We start from the raw sequence: 17441 nt of genomic DNA on the forward strand, positions 1-17441 counted from the left end.
GGAGGCTGGATCAACATGCGGCCCGTCCGGTGAGCGGGGTGACGTGGGTCACTGGGCGCAGGTGGGGGACCGTTCGGCGCAGGGGACTGCCGGGATCGATCTGCACCTTTTCTTGCCGGCGGGCCGCTCTCTACGGTGCGCGAAACTCCCGATGCCTGTGAAGGTGGTGATCCACAGATGTCCACGGACACACCCACGCCCGCCCCGGCCGACTCGGCGGCGGAGCGTTATCTGGCCGTACAACGGTCGGACGAGTTCGTCGGGTTGCGCCGCGCGCTGCGCAGCTTCGTCTTCCCGATGACCGTCGCGTTCTTCCTGTGGTACGCGCTCTACGTGATCCTCTCCGCCTACGCGCGGGACTTCATGGGCACGAAGCTCTTCGGCAGCAACATCAACGTGGCGCTGATCTTCGGGCTGCTCCAGTTCGTCTCCACGTTCCTCATCGCCTGGCTCTACTCCCGGTACGCCGACCGCAAGCTCGACCCGACGGCCGACCGCATCCGCGCCGAGATCGGGCAGGTGAACCGTGAACACGGTCCTCGCGGTTGAGGCGGGCGGCGGCACCGCCCGCAACCTGACCATCACCCTGTTCCTGGTGTTCGTGGCGGTGACGCTGGCGATCACGATCTGGGCCAGCCGGCAGACCAAGACGGCCACCGACTTCTACGCCGGCGGCCGGTCGTTCTCCGGTTTCCAGAACGGCATGGCGATCGGCGGCGACTACATGTCGGCCGCGTCGTTCCTCGGCATCGCCGGCATCATCGCGCTGTACGGCTACGACGGCTTCCTTTATTCCATCGGCTTCCTGGTCGCCTGGCTGGTGGCGCTGCTGCTGGTGGCGGAGCTGCTGCGCAACTCGGGCCGCTACACGATGGCCGACGTGCTGGCGTTCCGGATGCGTCAGCGCCCGGTGCGTACCGCGGCGGCGGTCTCCACCATCACCGTGTCGATCTTCTACCTGCTGGCCCAGATGGTGGGCGCGGGCGCCCTGGTCGCGCTGCTGCTGGGGATCAAGCCGGGCACGACGTTCCTGGGCATGGACGCCGACACCGCCAAGGTGGCCACCATCATCATGGTCGGCGCCCTGATGATCATCTATGTGACCGTGGGTGGCATGAAGGGCACCACGTACGTCCAGATCGTCAAGGCGTTCCTGCTGATGACCGGCGCGCTGGTGATGACCGTGCTGGTGCTGGCGAAGTACAACTTCAACCTGTCGGCGCTGCTCGGTGACGCCGCCGCCACGTCGGGCAAGGGCAGCGCGTTCCTCGAACCCGGGCTCCGGTACGGCGTCGAGGTGGCCGGCAACTCGACGCAGACCTTCTACAACAAGATGGACCTGCTGTCGCTGGGCATCGCCCTGGTGCTCGGCACCGCCGGCCTGCCGCACATCCTGATCCGCTTCTACACGGTGCCGACCGCCAAGGCGGCCCGCAAGAGCGTGCTCTGGGCGATCGGCATCATCGGCACCTTCTACCTGTTGACGCTGGCCCTGGGCTTCGGCGCGGCGGCGCTGGTCGGCGGCAAGGAGATCGTCGCGCAGGACAAGGCCGGCAACACCGCCGCGCCGCAGCTCGCCGAGGAACTGGGCAAGACCTTCCTCGGCGGCGACCTGGGTGGGGCGACCCTGTTGGCGATCATCGCGGCGGTGGCGTTCGCGACCATCCTGGCGGTGGTCGCCGGCCTGACCCTGGCCTCGTCCTCCAGCCTGGCGCACGACTTCTACGCCAACGTGGTCAAGAAGGGGCAGACCTCCGAACGCCAGGAGGTCCGGGTGGCCCGGATCTCGGCCCTGGTCATCGGCGCGGTCTCGATCGCCCTGTCGATCTACGCGCAGAGCCTGAACGTGGCCTTCCTGGTGGCGTTGGCGTTCGCGGTGGCCGCGTCGGGCAACCTGCCGGCGATCCTCTACAGCCTGTTCTGGAAGCGGTTCAACACCTCGGGCGCGGTCTGGGCGATCTACGGCGGCCTGGTCTCGGCCGTGTTCCTGGTGTTCTTCTCGCCTGTCGTCTCCGGGGCACCCACCTCGATGTTCCCGGACCACGACTGGCAGTGGTTCCCGCTGTCCAACCCGGGCCTGCTGTCCATCCCGTTCGGGTTCCTCTGCGGCTGGCTCGGCACGGTGATCTCCAAGGAACACGACGAGGACAAGTACGCCGAGTTGGAGGTCCGTGCCCTCACCGGCGCGGGCGCGCACTGAACGACCGGCACCACGGGCCCCCGACGCGACCGCTCGCGTCGGGGGCCCACCCGTCGGTCACTCCGGGGAGTCGTCCACCGGGCGGGGACGGGCGCAGGACGAGGCGCGCCCGGCCTCGGGTCGACCGGGCCCCGGGCAGCGGGGAGAAGTAGGCTGGCCGCCATGAAGGTTGCCCAGCGGTTCGGAAACGGTCACCGCGTCCTGGTCACCGGCGGTGCCGGGTTCGTGCCGTCACACCTGGCGGACGCCCTGGTCGAGCGCGGGTGCACGGTGGTCGCACTGGACAACTTCGTCACCGGTTCCAAGGACAACGTCGCGCACCTGGCCGAGCATCCCCGGTTCACCCTGGTCGAGGCGGACATCTCCGACGGCCTGCCCAACCACCACCCCGCCCTGGCGCAGCGGTTCGACGCGATCATGCACATGGCCTCCCCGGCCAGCCCGACCGACTTCGAGAAGCTGCCGGTGGAGATCCTCCGGGTCGGTTCGGTGGGCACCCTGCACCTGCTCGACCGCGCGGTCGCCGACGACGCCCGGTTCCTGATGGCCTCCACCTCCGAGGCGTACGGGGACCCGAAGGAACACCCGCAGCGGGAGACGTACTGGGGCAACGTCAACCCGATCGGGGTGCGCAGCGTCTACGACGAGGCGAAGCGCTTCTCCGAGGCGGCCACCATGGGTTACCACCGCAGTCGGGGGCTGGACGCGGCGATCGTCCGGATCTTCAACACGTACGGCCCGCGGATGCGCCCGGACGACGGCCGGGCGATCCCCACCTTCATCTCCCAGGCGCTGCGCGGCGAGCCGATCACCGTGCACGGCACCGGTGACCAGACCCGGTCGATCTGTTACGTCGACGACCTGGTGCGCGGCATCCTGCTGCTGCTCGACTCGACGCAGACCGGCCCGATCAACTGCGGCACCGAACACGAGATGTCGATGCGGCAACTCGCCGAGACGATCGTGTCACTCTCCGGCAGCACGTCACAGGTGACCTACGTCACCCGCAGCGCGGACGACCCGGAGATGCGCCGTCCCGACCTGACCCTCGCCCGGGACCTGCTGGGATACCAGCCGGAGGTCTCGCCCGAGGAGGGCCTGCGACGCACCATCGACCATTTCCGCGACCGGCTAGGGTAGCTCCCCCGCGCCACGCGGGCCGGCCGGCGGGCTTCACATTCAGCGAACGCTCGACCCGCCTACGTACGCTGAAACGCATGTCAGCGACCTCGTCAGCCGGCGCCTCGCTCCCTTACCTGCACCGCGGCGCGGGCCGGGCCTCGGTGCCCGGCACCGACCGGGGCCCCACCGGGCGCGCCCGGGCGTCCGACGCGCAGTGGTACCCGTCGCACCAGGAGAGTCAGCCCCGGTCGGGCGGGCCGGGCGGTCCCGGCACACCCTCGGGGCCGGGCGGGCCGGGGAACTACGGCCGGCGTGGACCGCGCCCGCGCTGGGGGCGGATCGCCCTGGTGGCCGGTGTGACGGTGCTGGTGGTGGCGCTGCTCGGCGGGATCGGGGCCTGGTTCTACACCCGCAACCTCAACGAGGACCTGGCCCGCACCGACCCGTTCTCGGAGATCACCGGTGGCCGGCCGGCGAAGGCGGTCAACGGGGCGCTCAACATCCTGCTGGTCGGCACGGACTCGCGGGACCCGGATGCGGCGGTCGACAAGCCCGGCGAGTGGCGGGCGGACACGCTGATCGTCATGCACATCCCGGCGGACCACAAGTCGGCCTACCTGGTCTCCGTCCCGCGTGACCTGTACGTGCCGATCCCCGAGAACGCGGGCGCGGCCTGCGACTCCGGTCAGCGTGCCAAGATCAACGCTGCGTTCGCCTTCGGTGGCCTGCCGCTTGCGGTACGCACCGTGGAGTGCTTCACCGACGTCCGGATCGACAACGTGATGGCGATCGACTTCGGCGGCTTCAAGGAGGTCACCGACGCGCTCGGCGGGGTCGACCTGAAGGTGGAGCGGAGCATCACCTCGATCCACAAGCCGTACCGGAAGTTCACCAAGGGCACCATGCACATGGACGGCGCGACGGCCCTGGACTGGATCCGCCAGCGCAAGCAGTTCCCCCAGGGCGACTTCGCCCGGATGCGCCACCAGCAGGAGTTCCTGCGGGCGCTGATGGACAAGGCGGCCAGCACGGGCACGCTGACCAACCCCAAGAAGCTGAACGCGTTCCTACAGTCGGTGACCGCCGCGGTGACCGTCGACAACGACTTCTCCCTCGGCGACATGGCCATCCAGTTCCGCAACCTGCGCGGGGAGAACCTGACCTTCCTCACCAGCCCGAACAGCGGCAGCGACACCATCAACGGGGAGTCGGTGGTGGTCTCCGACCGGGAGAAGGCGCTGGCGATGTACAAGGCGATGTCCGCCGACACGATGGCGGACTGGGTGGCGGCCGACAAGAAGGCGGACGCCGGCAACGGCAACTGAGGCGTCGCCCGACGGGGGCGGGCGGTCACGGCCCGCCCCCGTGTGTCCGACAGATTTCGACGAACGTCATCAGAGGTCATTTCCGGAACGCTTGATCATCGGACGCCAACGGCCATCCGGTCGCATCGATTCGCCCGAACGGATGAATCATGGGGCTAAAGGTCAGGTTGTCTGGGATTTGTGCGTGTGACGACCTCGCCTTGCCGGGAAGCGGTACGTAAAGTGGTCCCGCCCCCCGATCACGCGAGCTGGAGCACGCATGCCGGTTCAGACCAGCCCCCGCCCATCGCCGCCGAGCGCCGACCCCTACCGGGCGTCGGCCGCCGTCCCGTCAACGGGCGGTCGCGGCGGTCGGCCCTCCGCCACGGCCCGCAAGCGCGCCCGACGCAAGGACCCGCTCTGGGCGCGGCTGACCGTGGTCTTCGGCGCGGTGCTGATGCTGACCAGCGGTGTGGCGATCGTCGGCAGCAAGGCGCTGATCAGTCAGGCGACCGGCAACATCGCCCAACGCAACCTGCTCGGCGGGGCGGGCAAGACCGAGGCCGAGGGCGGCGCCAACCTCGACGGCCCGATCGACATGCTGCTGCTCGGCGTGGACGCCCGGGAGCGCTGGGCCGCCGACGACGTCCGCTCGGACAGCATCATCGTGCTGCACATCCCGGCCAGCCACGACCAGGCGTACCTGGTCTCGATCCCCCGGGACACCGAGGCGCAGATCCCGCCGTTCAAGAAGAGCGGGTTCAAGGGCGGCACCGACAAGATCAACGCGGCGTTCCAGGCCGGCGCGCGCAACGGCGGCGGCTGGGAGGGCGGCGCCCAGCTGATGGCCCAGACCATCAAGAACATGACCGGGGTCAGCTTCGACGGGGCCGCGATCATCAACTTCGGTGGCTTCAAGAACGTCATCGACACCCTCGGCACGGTGCGCATCTGCGTCAGCCACGAGGTGAAGTCGCACCACATGATGATGGTCGACGGCAAGCAGATGTGGAACGCCGACGCCAAGAAGACCGGCCGGCCGATGACCCCGGTGGTCTACAAGAAGGGCTGCCGGGAGATGAACGGCCTCCAGGCGCTCGACTACTCGCGGCAGCGCTACGGCCTGCCGAACAGCGACTACGACCGGCAGCAGAACCAGCAGCAGCTGATCAAGGCGATGGCCCGTAAGGCCACCGACAAGGGCATGATGACCAACCCGGTCAAGGTCAACCAGCTGATCAAGGCGGCCGGCAAGGCGTTCATCCTGGACACCGGCGGCGTACCGGTGGCCGACCTGGTCTTCACCATGCGCGGGGTCACCGCCAACGAGCTGACCATGCTGCGGACCAACGGTGGCACGTTCAACGGCAACGCCAACAACCGCGAGGCGCTCAGCCAGCAGACCCTGGACATGTTCCAGGCGATCAAGGAAGACAAGCTCGGCGAGTTCGTGTACGCCAACCCGAGCGTGCTGTCCACCCGGAAGTGACCGGTCGGTAGTCGCGGCGAACCGGCCCGGGAGCCGGTCGGCCCACCGTAGCCTGACGTGAGAGACATTCACGTTGCGGCCACGGGGAGGACGTCACGGCCAGGTCAGCGCGATCCGACCGGGGGCGGGGCACACCGCCTCCCGGCCGGCGCAGGGCACGCTGGCCACGGGCCCTGCTCGGCGTCGGCCTCGCCCTGGTGCTGCTCGCCGGGCTCGCCGTGGTCGGGGTGCGGCTGCTCGCCCACCGCTACGAGCGCACGGTCAGCAAGGAGCAACTGCTCTCCCCCGACGCCCGGCAGGCCCGCACCGAGCTGGACACCGGGCTCAACTACCTGATCGTCGGCTCCGACCGACGCCCCGGCGCGCCCGGCCCGGACCAGCGGTCGGACACCATCCTGATCGTGCACGTACCGCCCGGCCTGCGGCAGGCGTACCTGATTTCCGTCCCCCGGGACCTGCTCGTCGACATCCCCCCCGACGGCGTCGGCTACGCCGGGGGCCAGGACAAGATCAACGCAGCGTACGAGCACGGCGGCGGCGGCGAGGGCGGCACCCGCCTGCTCTCGGCCACCCTGACCCGGCTCACCGGCATCCGCTTCGACGGGGCGGCCCTGGTCGACTTCGCCGGCTTCCGACGCGTCATCGACCTGCTCGGCGGCATCCGGATGTGCGTCGACACCGAGGTCCGCTCGATCCACACCGGCGTCGTCTTCCCGGTCGGCTGCCAGCAGATGGACGGCGCACGGGCGCTTGACTACGCCCGGCAACGCTACGACCTGCCCAACGGCGACTACGACCGGCAACGGCACCAGCAGCAGATGCTGCGCGCGATGATGGACCGCGCCGGCGAGACCCACCTGCGCACCGACCCGGTGCAACTCGACCGGGTGCTGCGGGCCGTCGGCAGCGCGCTCACCGTCGACACCAACGGCGTACCCCTGGACGAGCTGCTGTTCGCCCTGCGGTCGCTGCCCGCCGACGCGCTGCGCGGGGTGCAGCTCCCGTCCTACCCGCAGACCATCGACGGCGTCTCGTACGTGGTGCTCGACAACGGCGGCGGCGGGCTCTTCGAGGCCGTCCGCACCCACCGGCTGCCCGACTGGTCCCGGGCCAACCCGCGCTGGGTCAACCGGCTCTGACCCCCATGCCGTCGACAGGTCGCCACGCCGAGCGCCGACGTGCCCTCGCCGGCACCGAGGATCTAGGCTTTCGACCGTGTTCGGATCCCAGGTTCCCAGTGTCCCCGTGACCGCGATCGACGACGACACCTACCTGCTCGACGTCCGCGAGGACGACGAGTGGGCGGCGGGCCACGCGCCCGGCGCGCACCACGTACCGATGATGGAACTGCCGGCCCGGCTCGCCGAGGTACCCACCGACCGCGACGTCGCGGTGATCTGCCGCTCCGGCGGGCGCTCCGCCCAGGTCGTCGGCTACCTGCTCGGCAACGGCTGGGAGCAGGTCCGCAACGCCGACGGCGGGATGCGGCAGTGGGCGGCCGTCGGCAGGCCGGTCGTCACCGGGGACGGGCAGCCCGGCCAGGTCATCTGAGCGGCGCAGCATGGCTGATCCACTGGTCTTCGCGCACCGGGGCGCGTCGGCGGACCTGCCCGAGCACACCCTGGCGGCCTACCTGCGGGCCCTCGACGAGGGCGCCGACGGGTTGGAGTGCGACGTCCGGCTGACCCGCGACGGGCACCTGGTCTGCGTACACGACCGGCGGTTGAACCGGACCAGCAACGGTCACGGCCTGGTCAGCGCCCGCACCCTGGCCGAGCTGGAGACGCTGGACTTCGGCTCCTGGCATCCCGGCTGCGCCCCGGCCGACGGTGACGAGGCGCTTGACGACACGCACACCCGGCTGCTCACCCTGGACCGGCTGCTGACCGCCGTCCGCGACTCCGGCCGCCCGGTGAAGCTGCTGGTGGAGACCAAACACCCGTCCCGCTACCGGGGGGACGTCGAGCGCCGGCTGGTGACCATGCTGCGCCGGCACGGGCTGGCTGAGCCGGGCCCGGACGACCCGGTGCAGGTCACCGTGATGTCGTTCTCCCCGCTGGCGGTGCGCCGGATGCGTGAACTGGCCCCGGCGCTGCCGACCGTGCTGCTGCTGGAGGTGCTGCCGCGCTGGCTGCGGCTCGGCCGGCTGCCGTTCGGGGCGCGGATCGCCGGGCCGGGCATCGGCCTGGTCCGGGCCCGCCCGGAGCTGGTGCCCACACTGCGCGCCGCCGGCCACCCGGTGTACGTCTGGACGGTCAACGAACCCACCGACCTGGAGCTGGTCCTCGACGCGGGGGTGGACGGGGTGATCACCGACCGGCCCGCGCACACCCTGGCCCGGCTGGGCCGGTGACGCCCGGCTCACACCGGTCCCCGGCCGACGCCGGTGGTTCGGGCCGGCACCGGCTGCCGGAGCCGGGTGACCTGCGGGGGGTGCCCGAACCGCCCGGTACGGGGCAGACTCGGGGCATGCCGGAGCGCCCTGATCTCGCCACCCTCATCGCCGACCACGGCGCGGTGATCGAGATGATCAACTCAGGTGAGGCCGGACTGCCGGTGCTCACCTCGCTGCTCCGGGCGGCCCGCCCCACGCTCGGCGCGGACTGCGTGGCCTTCGTCGAGTTCGCCCCGACCGGCGGCCGGGTGATCGCCGCCAGCGGCTGCGCCGAGTGGAGCGTCGGCCGCCCGCTGCCCGCCTCCGACCCGGCCACCGTCTGCCTGCTCACCGGGCCCCGGGTCCGGCAGGCCCGGCTGGACCACCTCGACGGTCCGCTCGCCGCGGAACTGGTCGGCAACGGCCTGCGCCGCATGATCGTCGCCCGCGCCGAACTCAACGGGCTCACCGTCGGCACCCTGCACGCCCTCTACGCCGACGACGACGAGACCGAGGACCGCGTCCAGCACGCCACCCTCGGCTACCTCGCCTCCTGCATCGCCCACATGTACGGCGACCAGAGCGGCCTGCCGGTGCACGGCGACGGCCCGGTCGTCGCGGCCCTCGCCGACGGCCTGGCCGTGGTCGACCGGGACGGTCGGGTCCGGCTGTGGAACCCGGCCGCCACCCAGGTCACCGGGCGCAGCGCCGGTGACGCGATGAACCGCCCGCTGCCGTTCCCGCTCCCGCCCGCCGGCCAGGTGCTCGACCACCAGCTCCCGGACGGGCGGTGGCTGCGGATCACCACCGGCGAGCTGGTCGGGCCGGGCACACTGCGGGTGATCACCTTCCGCGACATCACCGACCAGCGACGCCGGGAGTCCGACCGGGACCTCTTCGTCGCGGTCACCAGCCACGAGCTGCGCACCCCGGTCACCGTGATCAAGGGATACGCCGACACCCTCACCGACCACTGGGAGTCGCTGACCGACCACGACCGGCGGCAGGCGGCCCGGGTGATCGGTCAACGGGCCAACGAACTGGCCCGGCTGGTCGACCGGCTGCTCACCTCGGCCACCGACGTACGCTCCGACGGCGAGCCGGCCGTCCCGTTCGACCTCGGTGAGGCGCTGCGCGCGGCGGTCCTGGACCTCCCCGGCGACCTGCGCCGACGCCTGTTCCTGCACGCGCCGGCCGACCTGCCCAAGGCCCTCGGGGACCGACGCAGCCTGACCACCGTGCTGACCGAACTGTGCACCAACGCGGGCAAGTGGGCGCCGGCGGACTCCCCGATCGAGGTTTTCGCGTCGGCCGACAACCAGACCGTGTCGTTCCGGGTGACCGACCGGGGGGTGGGCATCCGGCCGGAGCACGTCGAACGCGCCTTCGACAGGTTCTGGCAGGGCGAGTCCGGCGACCGGCGGGCCTATCCGGGTGCCGGACTCGGCCTCTATCTCGTCCGCCGGATCGTTGAACAGCAGAATGGATGGGTATCCCTACGTCCACGCGACGGTGGCGGTACCGTCGCAGAGGTGCGGCTCCCCCGCGGGTGAGCCGCCCGGTGGGCCGGACGACCCACCGCGGGCACGGGCCGAGAAGGAGCCGGAGTGTCGACGGGACGAGCCGAGCGTGCGTGGTGTGTGGTGGTCCCCCACCACGCCACCGGCGCGCGGCTGGCCCGGCACCGGCTCGCCGACGAACTCGCCGACCTGGTGCCCCCACCGCTCCTCGCCGACCTGGTGGCCGTCCTGGCCGAACTGGTCGGCAATGCGGTTAGGCACGCCGACCCGCTGCCCGGCGGGGTGGTCCGGGTGGCCTGGCGGCTGCGCCCGACCCGGACCGGGCCGGGCCTGTCCGTCCGGGTGACCGACGGCGGCGCCGGGGCCGGCCCCCGGATGCGGTCCGCGGGCACGGACGCCGTCGACGGCCGGGGCCTGCACATCGTCGCCGGGCTGGCCAGCCGCTGGGGGGTCGACCGGGACGGTCTGGGGCAGAGCGTCTGGGCCGAGTTCGACCCCGCCGACTGCCGGCCGGACCTGGTCGCCGCCGGCTGACCGGGGCGGGTCCTTCCCCCACCGCCGCCCGCCGGCCTCTAGGCTGTCTCGCCGTGAGCAAGCGTCGAAAGAACCAGCGCGCCGAGACCGCTCCCCGCCGGGAGAAGATCCGGGACGTCTTCGTCCCCCGTCCGTTCGAGGGGCTGGTGGACGAGCCGGAGTGGATCGCCCTGCGCGAACTCGTACCGGCCGCCTCGGCACCGCTGCGGCTCACCCCGGACCTGGTGGAGGAGCACGGCGACCGCCCGGTCGTCCTGGCGACCGTGCTGCCGATGGCCGCCCCGGCGATGACCAAGCCGGACGGTCGGGTGTTCATCGGCCTGCAGCGGCACCAGCAGTCCGGCGACGTCTCCCGGGACCTGGCCGACGCGCTGCTCTGCGCGCTGCGTACCGAGCCGGGCGGGGCGGTGACGGTGCCGCCGCTGCCGGGTCCCGGCCCGCGCCTGCAGGACATCCTGGTGGACGGTCCGCTGGAGATCACGATGCACGACGGCTTCGAGTTCTGGCTCGACCCGGGCGCGGCCGACGACCCGACCGTGCAGGCGTCCCTGGAGCGGGCGAACGCGGCGATCTACCCGACCGTGAAGCTGGCCGCCGCGCGGGCCGCCTACTGGTGCCAGGTGCCGGAGAAGGCACACGTGCGCTGGGTGCTCGGCGACGACGAGGACGCCGCGCTGGACGCGCTCTCCCGGCTCTCCGCCGCCGGTGCGCTCACCCTCGGCGAGGGCACGAAGTTCGCCGGAATGTTCCGGGCGCACGGCCGGCTGGCACCCGTGTGGGACCTGCCGGAGGACGTCCCGGCCGCCGAGTGGGAGGAGCCGGTGGCCACGTTCGCCAAGCGGTACGCCGACGCGCTGGCCGAGAAGGAGCCGTTGGACGCCGCCGGCCGCCGGGCCCGTCAGGGCCTGCTCGGCCGCCAGCTCACCCTCCGCTAGCCCGCCGGCCGGGCCGCCCCGGGTGGGGCGGTTCAGCCGGCCGTCGGGTGCAGCGGCTCGCGGACCAGCGGGCAGGACATGCAGCGGGGGCCGCCCCGGCCGGAGCCCAGCTCCGAACCGGCGATCGGGATGACCTCGATGCCGGCGCGCTCCAGCTGGGCGTTGGTCTCCACGTTGCGTTCGTAGCCGACGCAGAGCCGGGGGGCCAGGGCGAGGGTGTTGTTGCCGTCGTCCCACTGTTCGCGTTCGGCGGTCACCGGGTCCAGGCCGGTGTCGATCACCCGGAGCTGGTCGAGGTCCATCGCGTCGGCCGCCGCGCGCAGGAACGGCGCGGGGCCGTCCACCCGGGGCTCGCCGTCCGGCCCGGCGATCACCGTGTACGCGGACAGCGTGCTGGCCACGTTGGGGTACATCAGCACCGCGTCGACGTCGACCATGGTGCACACGGTGTCGAGGTGCATGGTGGCCCGTTCCTGGGCGATCGGCACCACCAGCATGGTGTGCGCCAGGCCGGCGGCGAAGACCTGTCGGGCCAGTCGTTCGGCACCGGCCGGGGTGGTCCGCTCGCCCACCCCGACGGCGAGCACCCCGGGGGCGAGCAGCAGCACGTCGCCGCCTTCGAGGTGTTCCAGGCCCGGGTGGTAGACGGTCCTGGTGCCGACGAAACGGGGATGGTGCCGGTAGATCGCGTCGGTCAGCGTGGTCTCCCGGCGGCGGGCCGGCATGGCGAGGCTGGTGACCCCGACCCGGTCGCCGATCCACAGTGACGAGTCCCGGGTGAAGAGCAGGTTGGGCAGCGGGTCGATGACGAACTCGTGGCGGTCCATCATCGTCCAGACCAGACCACCGGGACGCTCGGCGCTGATCCGCACCTCCTCGTGGGCGAGGCCGGCGATGAGCACGTCGGCGAGCGCGGCGGGGTCGAGGTAGGTGAGGTGGTCGGCGACCCGGCGGCGCAGGGTGTCGCCGAGCCGGGGCGACGCGAGCACCTGCTCGGTGAGTTCGGTGCGGGCCTCGGCGACGGCGAGCGTCTCGGCGAGCAGGGTGGCGAGGTAGAGCACCTCCACGCCCCGTCCGCGCAGCTCGGCGGCGAAGGCGTCGTGCTCCTCCTGGGCCCGGCCGACCCATGGGATAGCGTCGAAGAGCAACGAGTCGTTGTTGCGGGGGGTGAGGCGGGCAAGTTCCCGGCCCGGTCGGTGCAACAGCACCGTGCCGAGTCGACCGACCTCGCTGTCCACGTAGTGGGTCACCCCCGCAGCGTAGGACAGTGATGAACGATCTTCAGCGGAAGAACTGCGGATGAATATGGCATTCATCCGCACTCATTCCGGCGTTCCAACTTGCCGTACCCCCACAGTGGCGACGTAGGGTAGTGAGAACATAACTTTCGAGGGACCTTTTGCCGGAGGTCGCGATGACTGTCTTTCCCGCTCGTCGAGCCGTACCCACCCGGGCACTGCCGCCCGTGACGGTGCCGCACCCCCGTCCCGACGGGTCCGCGGGTCTCGACCCGGTACGTCCGACCCCACTGGAGTGGGCACGTCGACGTCGGGCCGAGCGGGGCGCCCGCCGGCTGGAGGCCGCCGGTGCGCGGGCGCTCGGTCAGCTCGACCACCTGGGCCCCGCCTGGCACGTCATCGAGTGGCCGCGCACCGACGTCGCCGACGTCCTGCGCGAGCACGGTCAGGACGAACGCGCCGGGTTCCTCGCCATCGGCCCCAGCGGGCTCTTCGCGGTCAGCATCGCCGACCACGGCCGGGCCCGGGTGCTGGTCGCCGGGGACGTGGTGCAGATCAACGGCAAGCGCCCGCCGTACGTGGCCGAGGCCCGGCGGGACGCCAAGCGGGCCAGCAAGGCGCTCACCCAGGCGGTCGGGCTGCCGATCCCGGTGACGCCGGTGCTCACCTTCGTGGGCTCCGGCGTCATCAGCGTCTACGGCCTGCCGAAGGACTGCATGATGGCGACCCACCGGGAGCTCGACCGGCTCCTCGTCGCCGGAGGCAACCGGATCAGCCCGGCCACCGCCGAGAAGCTGTCCCGGGTCGCCCAGGCCCCGCAGACCTGGCACAACGGCACTTACCGTCCCACCGGCGACTACCGGTGGTACGACGAGGGCCGAACGGCCGCTGACAAGCCGGCAGGTCGCCGGTAACGTCACCGGCGACGCCCCGCGGTACCGGTCCCCCCGACATGCCGGTCCGCGCCGTCGCCGGCCGCCCACCAGGGCACATGATCCATCCACCGGCGGCCGGTGGCTCCCGCGCGGTCGGCGACCGTCACGAAGACCGGCTAGCGTGGACAGACCGTCGGTGTACCTAGGAGGCGCGGTGGCCCACGTCGAACTCTCGCTCCCGGACGTGTTCGTGCCGGCGGCGCGGACGCCGACAGGGCCGGGGTGCGACAACGTCGGGAAGTGGTCGGCGAGCGTCTCGCACGCCGAGGAGCCCTGCCTGCTGATCGACGCCGACACCCTCGTGGTGGCCATCTCCGCCGCCGGCTGCGAACTGCTCTGCCTCGGCGCCCCCGAGGACGTGGTCGGCCTGCCGCTGCTCGAAGGGGGGCTGCGGCTGCTCGACTTCACCGCCGCCCGGCACGAGCTGCCCGAGCAGGAGACCGACAAGATCCCCCCGCTGCTCGCCCTGCACTCCGGTCGACTCGCCCGGGGCCTGCTGCGGGTGCAGCCCGCCGGCGACGCCAGCACCTACGCCACCGTCGACGCCGTCTCCACCCCGATGCTCACCGGCGGCTCGGTCACCGGTTCACTCACCTTCTTCTCCCCGATCTGACCGGCACCGCCCCACGCCGGGCCGCCCCGCGTCGGGCGGCCGCGTCGGACGTGGCGCCGGCCTTCACCGGGCGGGCGGTTTTTCCTACGATGGGCTCACCCCACCGGCCACACGACCGGCCCCCTCCCACGGTCCGTGAGGCCGGACCCCGTCGCGACGCCCCCGCGCCCGAAGCCCCCGAGGACCGGCCCGTGCCGCCTGACCCCGCCCACCGTCCCCCGTACCGGCGGCCGGTCGCCGCCCGGATCGCCGTGGCCCTGCTCGCGGTGTCGCCGTTCACCGGCTGCGCCGCCCCGCCCGAACCCCGACTGCCGGCCCCGGTCGCCCCACCCACGCCGGCCGTGACCCTGCCGCCGACGACGCCGCCCCCCGCCCTGCCGGTGACCCCCACCCTGCCGCCGACGTCGACGCTGCCCAGCCCCACCGTCGCGACGGTCGCGGAGGCCTGTGCCGGCCGTCCCTCGGCCGACCGGGTGATCGGGTTGCTCCGCGGGAACGTGCTGCCCCGCGACGTGTCGGTGCGGGCCGTCGACGGGCCGCTGTGCGCCGACGGCTGGCAGTACACCGTGCTGTCGGTCAGCGGGCACGAGGAACTCCAGGCGGTCAGCCGGGGGGAGCCGGGCGCGCTGCGGCTGGTCACCGCCGGTACGGACGTCTGCTCGATCGAGGTGAAGGCCGTCGCGCCGCCCGCCATCCGGACGTTGGCCTGCGACACCGGGACCGGGCTGCCACCGGGTGCGTAGGCTGGGCGGCATGCCCGGAACACCGCCGACCCGCTACGTCTACCTGGGCCCCGAGGGCACCTTCGCCGAGCAGGCGTTGCGCACCGTCCCGGCCGCCGAGCGCGGCAGTCGTACGCCCGCCCGCAGCGTCGGTGAGGCGCTGGAGAGCGTACGGGCCGGTGAGGCGGACGCGGCGCTGGTGCCGATGGAGAACTCGATCGGCGGTGCGGTCGGGGTGACCCTGGACGAGCTGGCCGAGGGGGACCCGCTGGTGATCACCCGCGAGGTGATCCTGCCGGTGGAGTTCGTGCTCGGCGCCCGCCCCGGCACCGACCTGGTCGGGGTACGCAGCGTGGCCGCCCACCCGCAGGCGTCCACCCAGTGCCGCAACTGGCTGCGCGCGCACCTGCCCGACGCCACCGTGATCGACGTGCTGTCCAACGGCGCGGCGGCGGCCGGCGCGGCCGGCGGCGAGTACGACGCGGCGATCTGCGCCCCGATCGGGGCGGCCCGGCACCGGCTGACCCTGCTCGCCGACAAGATCGCCGATCACCCGGACGCGGTGACCCGGTTCGCCCTGCTGTCCCGCCCCGGCCCGCCCCCGCCGCCCACCGGCGACGACGTCACGTCGCTTGCCGTCTCCATCGCCCACGACCGGGTGGGCGCGTTGCTGTCGGTGCTGATGGAGCTGGCCGTGCGGGGGGTCAACCTGACCCGGATCGAGTCCCGCCCCACCGGGGAGGCGCTGGGCCGGTACGTCTTCTTCCTCGACTGCACCGGTCACGTGGCCGACGCCCGGCTCGGTGAGGCGTTGCAGGGGCTGCGGCGGGTCTGTGCCGAGGTGCGGTTCCTCGGGTCGTACCCCCGGCACCGGTGGGCCGACGCGGCGGGTGACCGGCCGGTCCCCGCGCCGGCCGGGCTCTCGGACACCGACTACACCGACGCGGCGGCCTGGCTGGCCCGACTGCGCGCCGGCGAGCTGAGCTGAGCCCGCGCGACCGGGGCCCCGGCGGCGGCGCGGCACCGGGTGCGGACCGCACCGCTCCGGCCGCGCAGACGACCGTGGGGCGGTCCCGGCCGGGACCGCCCCACGTCGCGAAGATCAGCTGAGCAGGCCGCCGAGCAGGCCCTGTTGCTGCTGCTGGCCGCCGCGGCCCTGGACCGGCGGCTCCTCGGACGGCTGGACCACGACGAAGCCCTGGCCGGCGAAGCTCATGGTGAACGCCTCACCGGTGCTGCGGCCGAGCAGGGTGCCCAGGCCGAGCTGCTCGGCGCGGTGGTAGCCGGTCTGGAGGTTGGCCGACCAGCACACCGCCGCCTGCGGGTCGACGTAGGTGGGCGCGTCGACGTTGAGCACGACCGGGGTGCCCTTGGTGGTGATGGCGATCCGGCCGTAGCCGCTGAACACGCAGTTGAACAGGCCCGACGAGGCCATTCCCGCGCCGCCGACCATCTTGATGTCGTACGACAGGGTGGAGTCGAAGGCCAGCACGCTGGACCCGTTGATCGACAGCGCGTCGCCCGGCTCCAGGTCGATGATGTGCACGTCCTTGGCCAGCTCGGCCAGGAACACGTCGCCGTGGCCGCTGAGCTTCATCAGCGGCACGCCCTCGCCGGTGAGCCGCTGCTTGATGAACTTGCCGATGCCGCCCGAGCCCAACGCCTGGAACTGCACCTGCCCCTGGTAGGCGACCATCGACCCGACCCGGGCCATCGCCTCACCGTTGAGTTCGATCTTCAACATCTTGGAGTTCTGCAGCCGCATGCCGGGCTGGGCGGACTCCTTCTCCAGGTTCTCCGCGGAGAACAGCGCGCTGCGCATTGGGTCTTCCTCCTGATTGGGGGTGTGCTCACCACACGGTAGGCAGCCCCCGCAACCCGTTGCATCGGCCGAGCGGCGGGCAAGCCCGGCTCCGCGCACGGAACCGGTCAGGTGCGCGCAGACGACCGGCCGGACGCGGCAAGTGGCGGGCTCAGCCCCAGCCCAACGCGTGCAACCGCTCGTCGTCGATGCCGAAGTGGTGGGCGATCTCGTGCACCACGGTCACCGCCACCTCGTCGACCACGTCGTCCTCGGTGGCGCAGATCCGCAGGATCGGCCGGCGGTAGATGAAGATCCGGTCGGGCAGCACACCCGAGTAGTTCCAGCCTCGTTCGGTGAGCGCGTGCCCCTCGTAGAGGCCGAGCAGGTCCTCCCCGGGCGGCGGGTCGTCCTCGACCAGGATGACCACGTTGCTCATCAACCGGAGCAGTTCCTCGGGCACCTCGTCGAGGGCCTCGCCGACCAGCTCCTCGAAGCGTTCACGGCTCATCTCCACGGGCACCTCACCCATTGTGCCCGACCGGCCGGCCGCCCACCGGTCCCGTAGCGCACCGCCGGTACCCCGTCCGCGGGCGGGCCCCGGGGCGGGCGCGGGCGGGGCGGGTAAAGGGGGGGGGGGGGGGTGGGTTTTAT

General features: G+C 72.2%; 18 protein-coding genes. 15 read left to right on the forward strand and 3 right to left on the reverse strand.

Features of this window, described 5'->3' with window-relative positions; genetic code table 11:
- Positions 1-177 precede the first annotated feature (177 nt).
- From ACOJTC_RS08035 to ACOJTC_RS08085, 11 genes are all read left to right on the forward strand, one after another.
- Entirely contained in the window at positions 178-549 is a 372-nt protein-coding gene (locus tag ACOJTC_RS08035) for a DUF485 domain-containing protein (protein ID WP_420116366.1), read from the forward strand.
- Positions 527-2200: a cation acetate symporter gene (locus ACOJTC_RS08040; RefSeq protein WP_204925450.1), complete on the forward strand. Its 1674-nt coding sequence runs from the start codon at positions 527-529 to the stop codon at positions 2198-2200. Before ACOJTC_RS08035 ends, ACOJTC_RS08040 begins: the two co-directional genes overlap by 23 nt.
- Before the next feature lie 162 nt (positions 2201-2362).
- A complete protein-coding gene (locus ACOJTC_RS08045; protein WP_420116367.1) occupies positions 2363-3340 on the forward strand; it encodes a GDP-mannose 4,6-dehydratase in 978 nt (325 codons plus the stop codon).
- 77 nt (positions 3341-3417) lie between these two features.
- Positions 3418-4647, forward strand: coding sequence for an LCP family protein (locus ACOJTC_RS08050; protein ID WP_420116368.1), 1230 nt, complete (start codon positions 3418-3420; stop codon positions 4645-4647).
- Between the two features lie 259 nt (positions 4648-4906).
- On the forward strand, positions 4907-6115 hold the full coding sequence (locus ACOJTC_RS08055; protein ID WP_357924687.1) for an LCP family protein: 1209 nt from the start codon (positions 4907-4909) through the stop codon (positions 6113-6115).
- A gap of 197 nt (positions 6116-6312) precedes the next feature.
- Positions 6313-7254 carry an LCP family protein gene (locus ACOJTC_RS08060; RefSeq protein ID WP_204925454.1) on the forward strand — a complete coding sequence of 314 codons (942 nt, stop codon included), beginning with the start codon at positions 6313-6315 and terminating at the stop codon, positions 7252-7254.
- 76 nt (positions 7255-7330) lie between these two features.
- Positions 7331-7666: a rhodanese-like domain-containing protein gene (locus ACOJTC_RS08065; protein WP_088643589.1), complete on the forward strand. Its 336-nt coding sequence runs from the start codon at positions 7331-7333 to the stop codon at positions 7664-7666.
- Between the two features lie 10 nt (positions 7667-7676).
- The gene (locus ACOJTC_RS08070; protein WP_363649596.1) at positions 7677-8468 is read left to right on the forward strand and encodes a glycerophosphodiester phosphodiesterase; all 792 of its coding nucleotides are present in this window, start codon (positions 7677-7679) and stop codon (positions 8466-8468) included.
- Between the two features lie 116 nt (positions 8469-8584).
- Positions 8585-10042, forward strand: coding sequence for an ATP-binding protein (locus ACOJTC_RS08075; protein WP_204925456.1), 1458 nt, complete (start codon positions 8585-8587; stop codon positions 10040-10042).
- A gap of 54 nt (positions 10043-10096) precedes the next feature.
- Complete coding sequence (locus ACOJTC_RS08080; protein WP_372444587.1) at positions 10097-10543, forward strand: ATP-binding protein; 447 nt, start codon at positions 10097-10099, stop codon at positions 10541-10543.
- 53 nt (positions 10544-10596) lie between these two features.
- The gene (locus ACOJTC_RS08085) at positions 10597-11478 is read left to right on the forward strand and encodes a DUF5926 family protein (protein WP_420116369.1); all 882 of its coding nucleotides are present in this window, start codon (positions 10597-10599) and stop codon (positions 11476-11478) included.
- Between the two features lie 32 nt (positions 11479-11510).
- Here ACOJTC_RS08085 and ACOJTC_RS08090 read toward each other — a convergent pair whose 3' ends face one another.
- Positions 11511-12728 (reverse strand): arginine deiminase, encoded by a 1218-nt coding sequence (locus ACOJTC_RS08090; protein WP_204925458.1) that lies wholly within the window; start codon positions 12726-12728, stop codon positions 11511-11513.
- A 164-nt stretch (positions 12729-12892) separates the two neighbouring features.
- On the opposite strand from ACOJTC_RS08090, the gene ACOJTC_RS08095 reads away from it, so the two are divergent.
- The 4 genes from ACOJTC_RS08095 (at position 12893) to pheA (ending at position 15974) form a co-directional block, all read left to right on the forward strand.
- A complete protein-coding gene (locus ACOJTC_RS08095; RefSeq protein ID WP_420116370.1) occupies positions 12893-13630 on the forward strand; it encodes a hypothetical protein in 738 nt (245 codons plus the stop codon).
- 175 nt (positions 13631-13805) lie between these two features.
- On the forward strand, positions 13806-14264 hold the full coding sequence (locus ACOJTC_RS08100) for a hypothetical protein (protein ID WP_204925460.1): 459 nt from the start codon (positions 13806-13808) through the stop codon (positions 14262-14264).
- Positions 14265-14455: 191 nt separating this feature from the next.
- Complete coding sequence (locus ACOJTC_RS08105; protein WP_420116371.1) at positions 14456-15007, forward strand: hypothetical protein; 552 nt, start codon at positions 14456-14458, stop codon at positions 15005-15007.
- A gap of 10 nt (positions 15008-15017) precedes the next feature.
- A complete protein-coding gene (gene pheA / locus ACOJTC_RS08110; protein WP_204925461.1) occupies positions 15018-15974 on the forward strand; it encodes a prephenate dehydratase in 957 nt (318 codons plus the stop codon).
- Positions 15975-16088: 114 nt separating this feature from the next.
- Here pheA and ACOJTC_RS08115 read toward each other — a convergent pair whose 3' ends face one another.
- Positions 16089-16808, reverse strand: a complete 720-nt coding sequence (locus ACOJTC_RS08115) for an AIM24 family protein (RefSeq protein ID WP_420116372.1) — start codon at positions 16806-16808, stop codon at positions 16089-16091.
- A 151-nt stretch (positions 16809-16959) separates the two neighbouring features.
- The gene (locus ACOJTC_RS08120; RefSeq protein WP_204925639.1) at positions 16960-17304 is read right to left on the reverse strand and encodes a metallopeptidase family protein; all 345 of its coding nucleotides are present in this window, start codon (positions 17302-17304) and stop codon (positions 16960-16962) included.
- Positions 17305-17441 lie beyond the last annotated feature (137 nt).

The sequence above is a fragment of the Micromonospora sp. genome (assembly GCF_048594385.1).
Lineage (GTDB): Bacteria > Actinomycetota > Actinomycetes > Mycobacteriales > Micromonosporaceae > Micromonospora > Micromonospora wenchangensis.

What these genes read in the sequence shown, in the direction of transcription:
- ACOJTC_RS08035 (WP_420116366.1), top strand. Translation starts at nt 178, where the DNA reads ATGTCCACGGACACACCCACGCCCGCCCCGGCCGACTCGGCGGCGGAG.
- ACOJTC_RS08045 (WP_420116367.1), top strand. Translation starts at nt 2,363, where the DNA reads ATGAAGGTTGCCCAGCGGTTCGGAAACGGTCACCGCGTCCTGGTCACC.
- ACOJTC_RS08050 (WP_420116368.1), top strand. Translation starts at nt 3,418, where the DNA reads ATGTCAGCGACCTCGTCAGCCGGCGCCTCGCTCCCTTACCTGCACCGC.
- ACOJTC_RS08055 (WP_357924687.1), top strand. Translation starts at nt 4,907, where the DNA reads ATGCCGGTTCAGACCAGCCCCCGCCCATCGCCGCCGAGCGCCGACCCC.
- ACOJTC_RS08070 (WP_363649596.1), top strand. Translation starts at nt 7,677, where the DNA reads ATGGCTGATCCACTGGTCTTCGCGCACCGGGGCGCGTCGGCGGACCTG.
- ACOJTC_RS08075 (WP_204925456.1), top strand. Translation starts at nt 8,585, where the DNA reads ATGCCGGAGCGCCCTGATCTCGCCACCCTCATCGCCGACCACGGCGCG.
- ACOJTC_RS08095 (WP_420116370.1), top strand. Translation starts at nt 12,893, where the DNA reads ATGACTGTCTTTCCCGCTCGTCGAGCCGTACCCACCCGGGCACTGCCG.
- pheA (WP_204925461.1), top strand. Translation starts at nt 15,018, where the DNA reads ATGCCCGGAACACCGCCGACCCGCTACGTCTACCTGGGCCCCGAGGGC.
- ACOJTC_RS08115 (WP_420116372.1), bottom strand. Translation starts at nt 16,808, where the DNA reads ATGCGCAGCGCGCTGTTCTCCGCGGAGAACCTGGAGAAGGAGTCCGCC.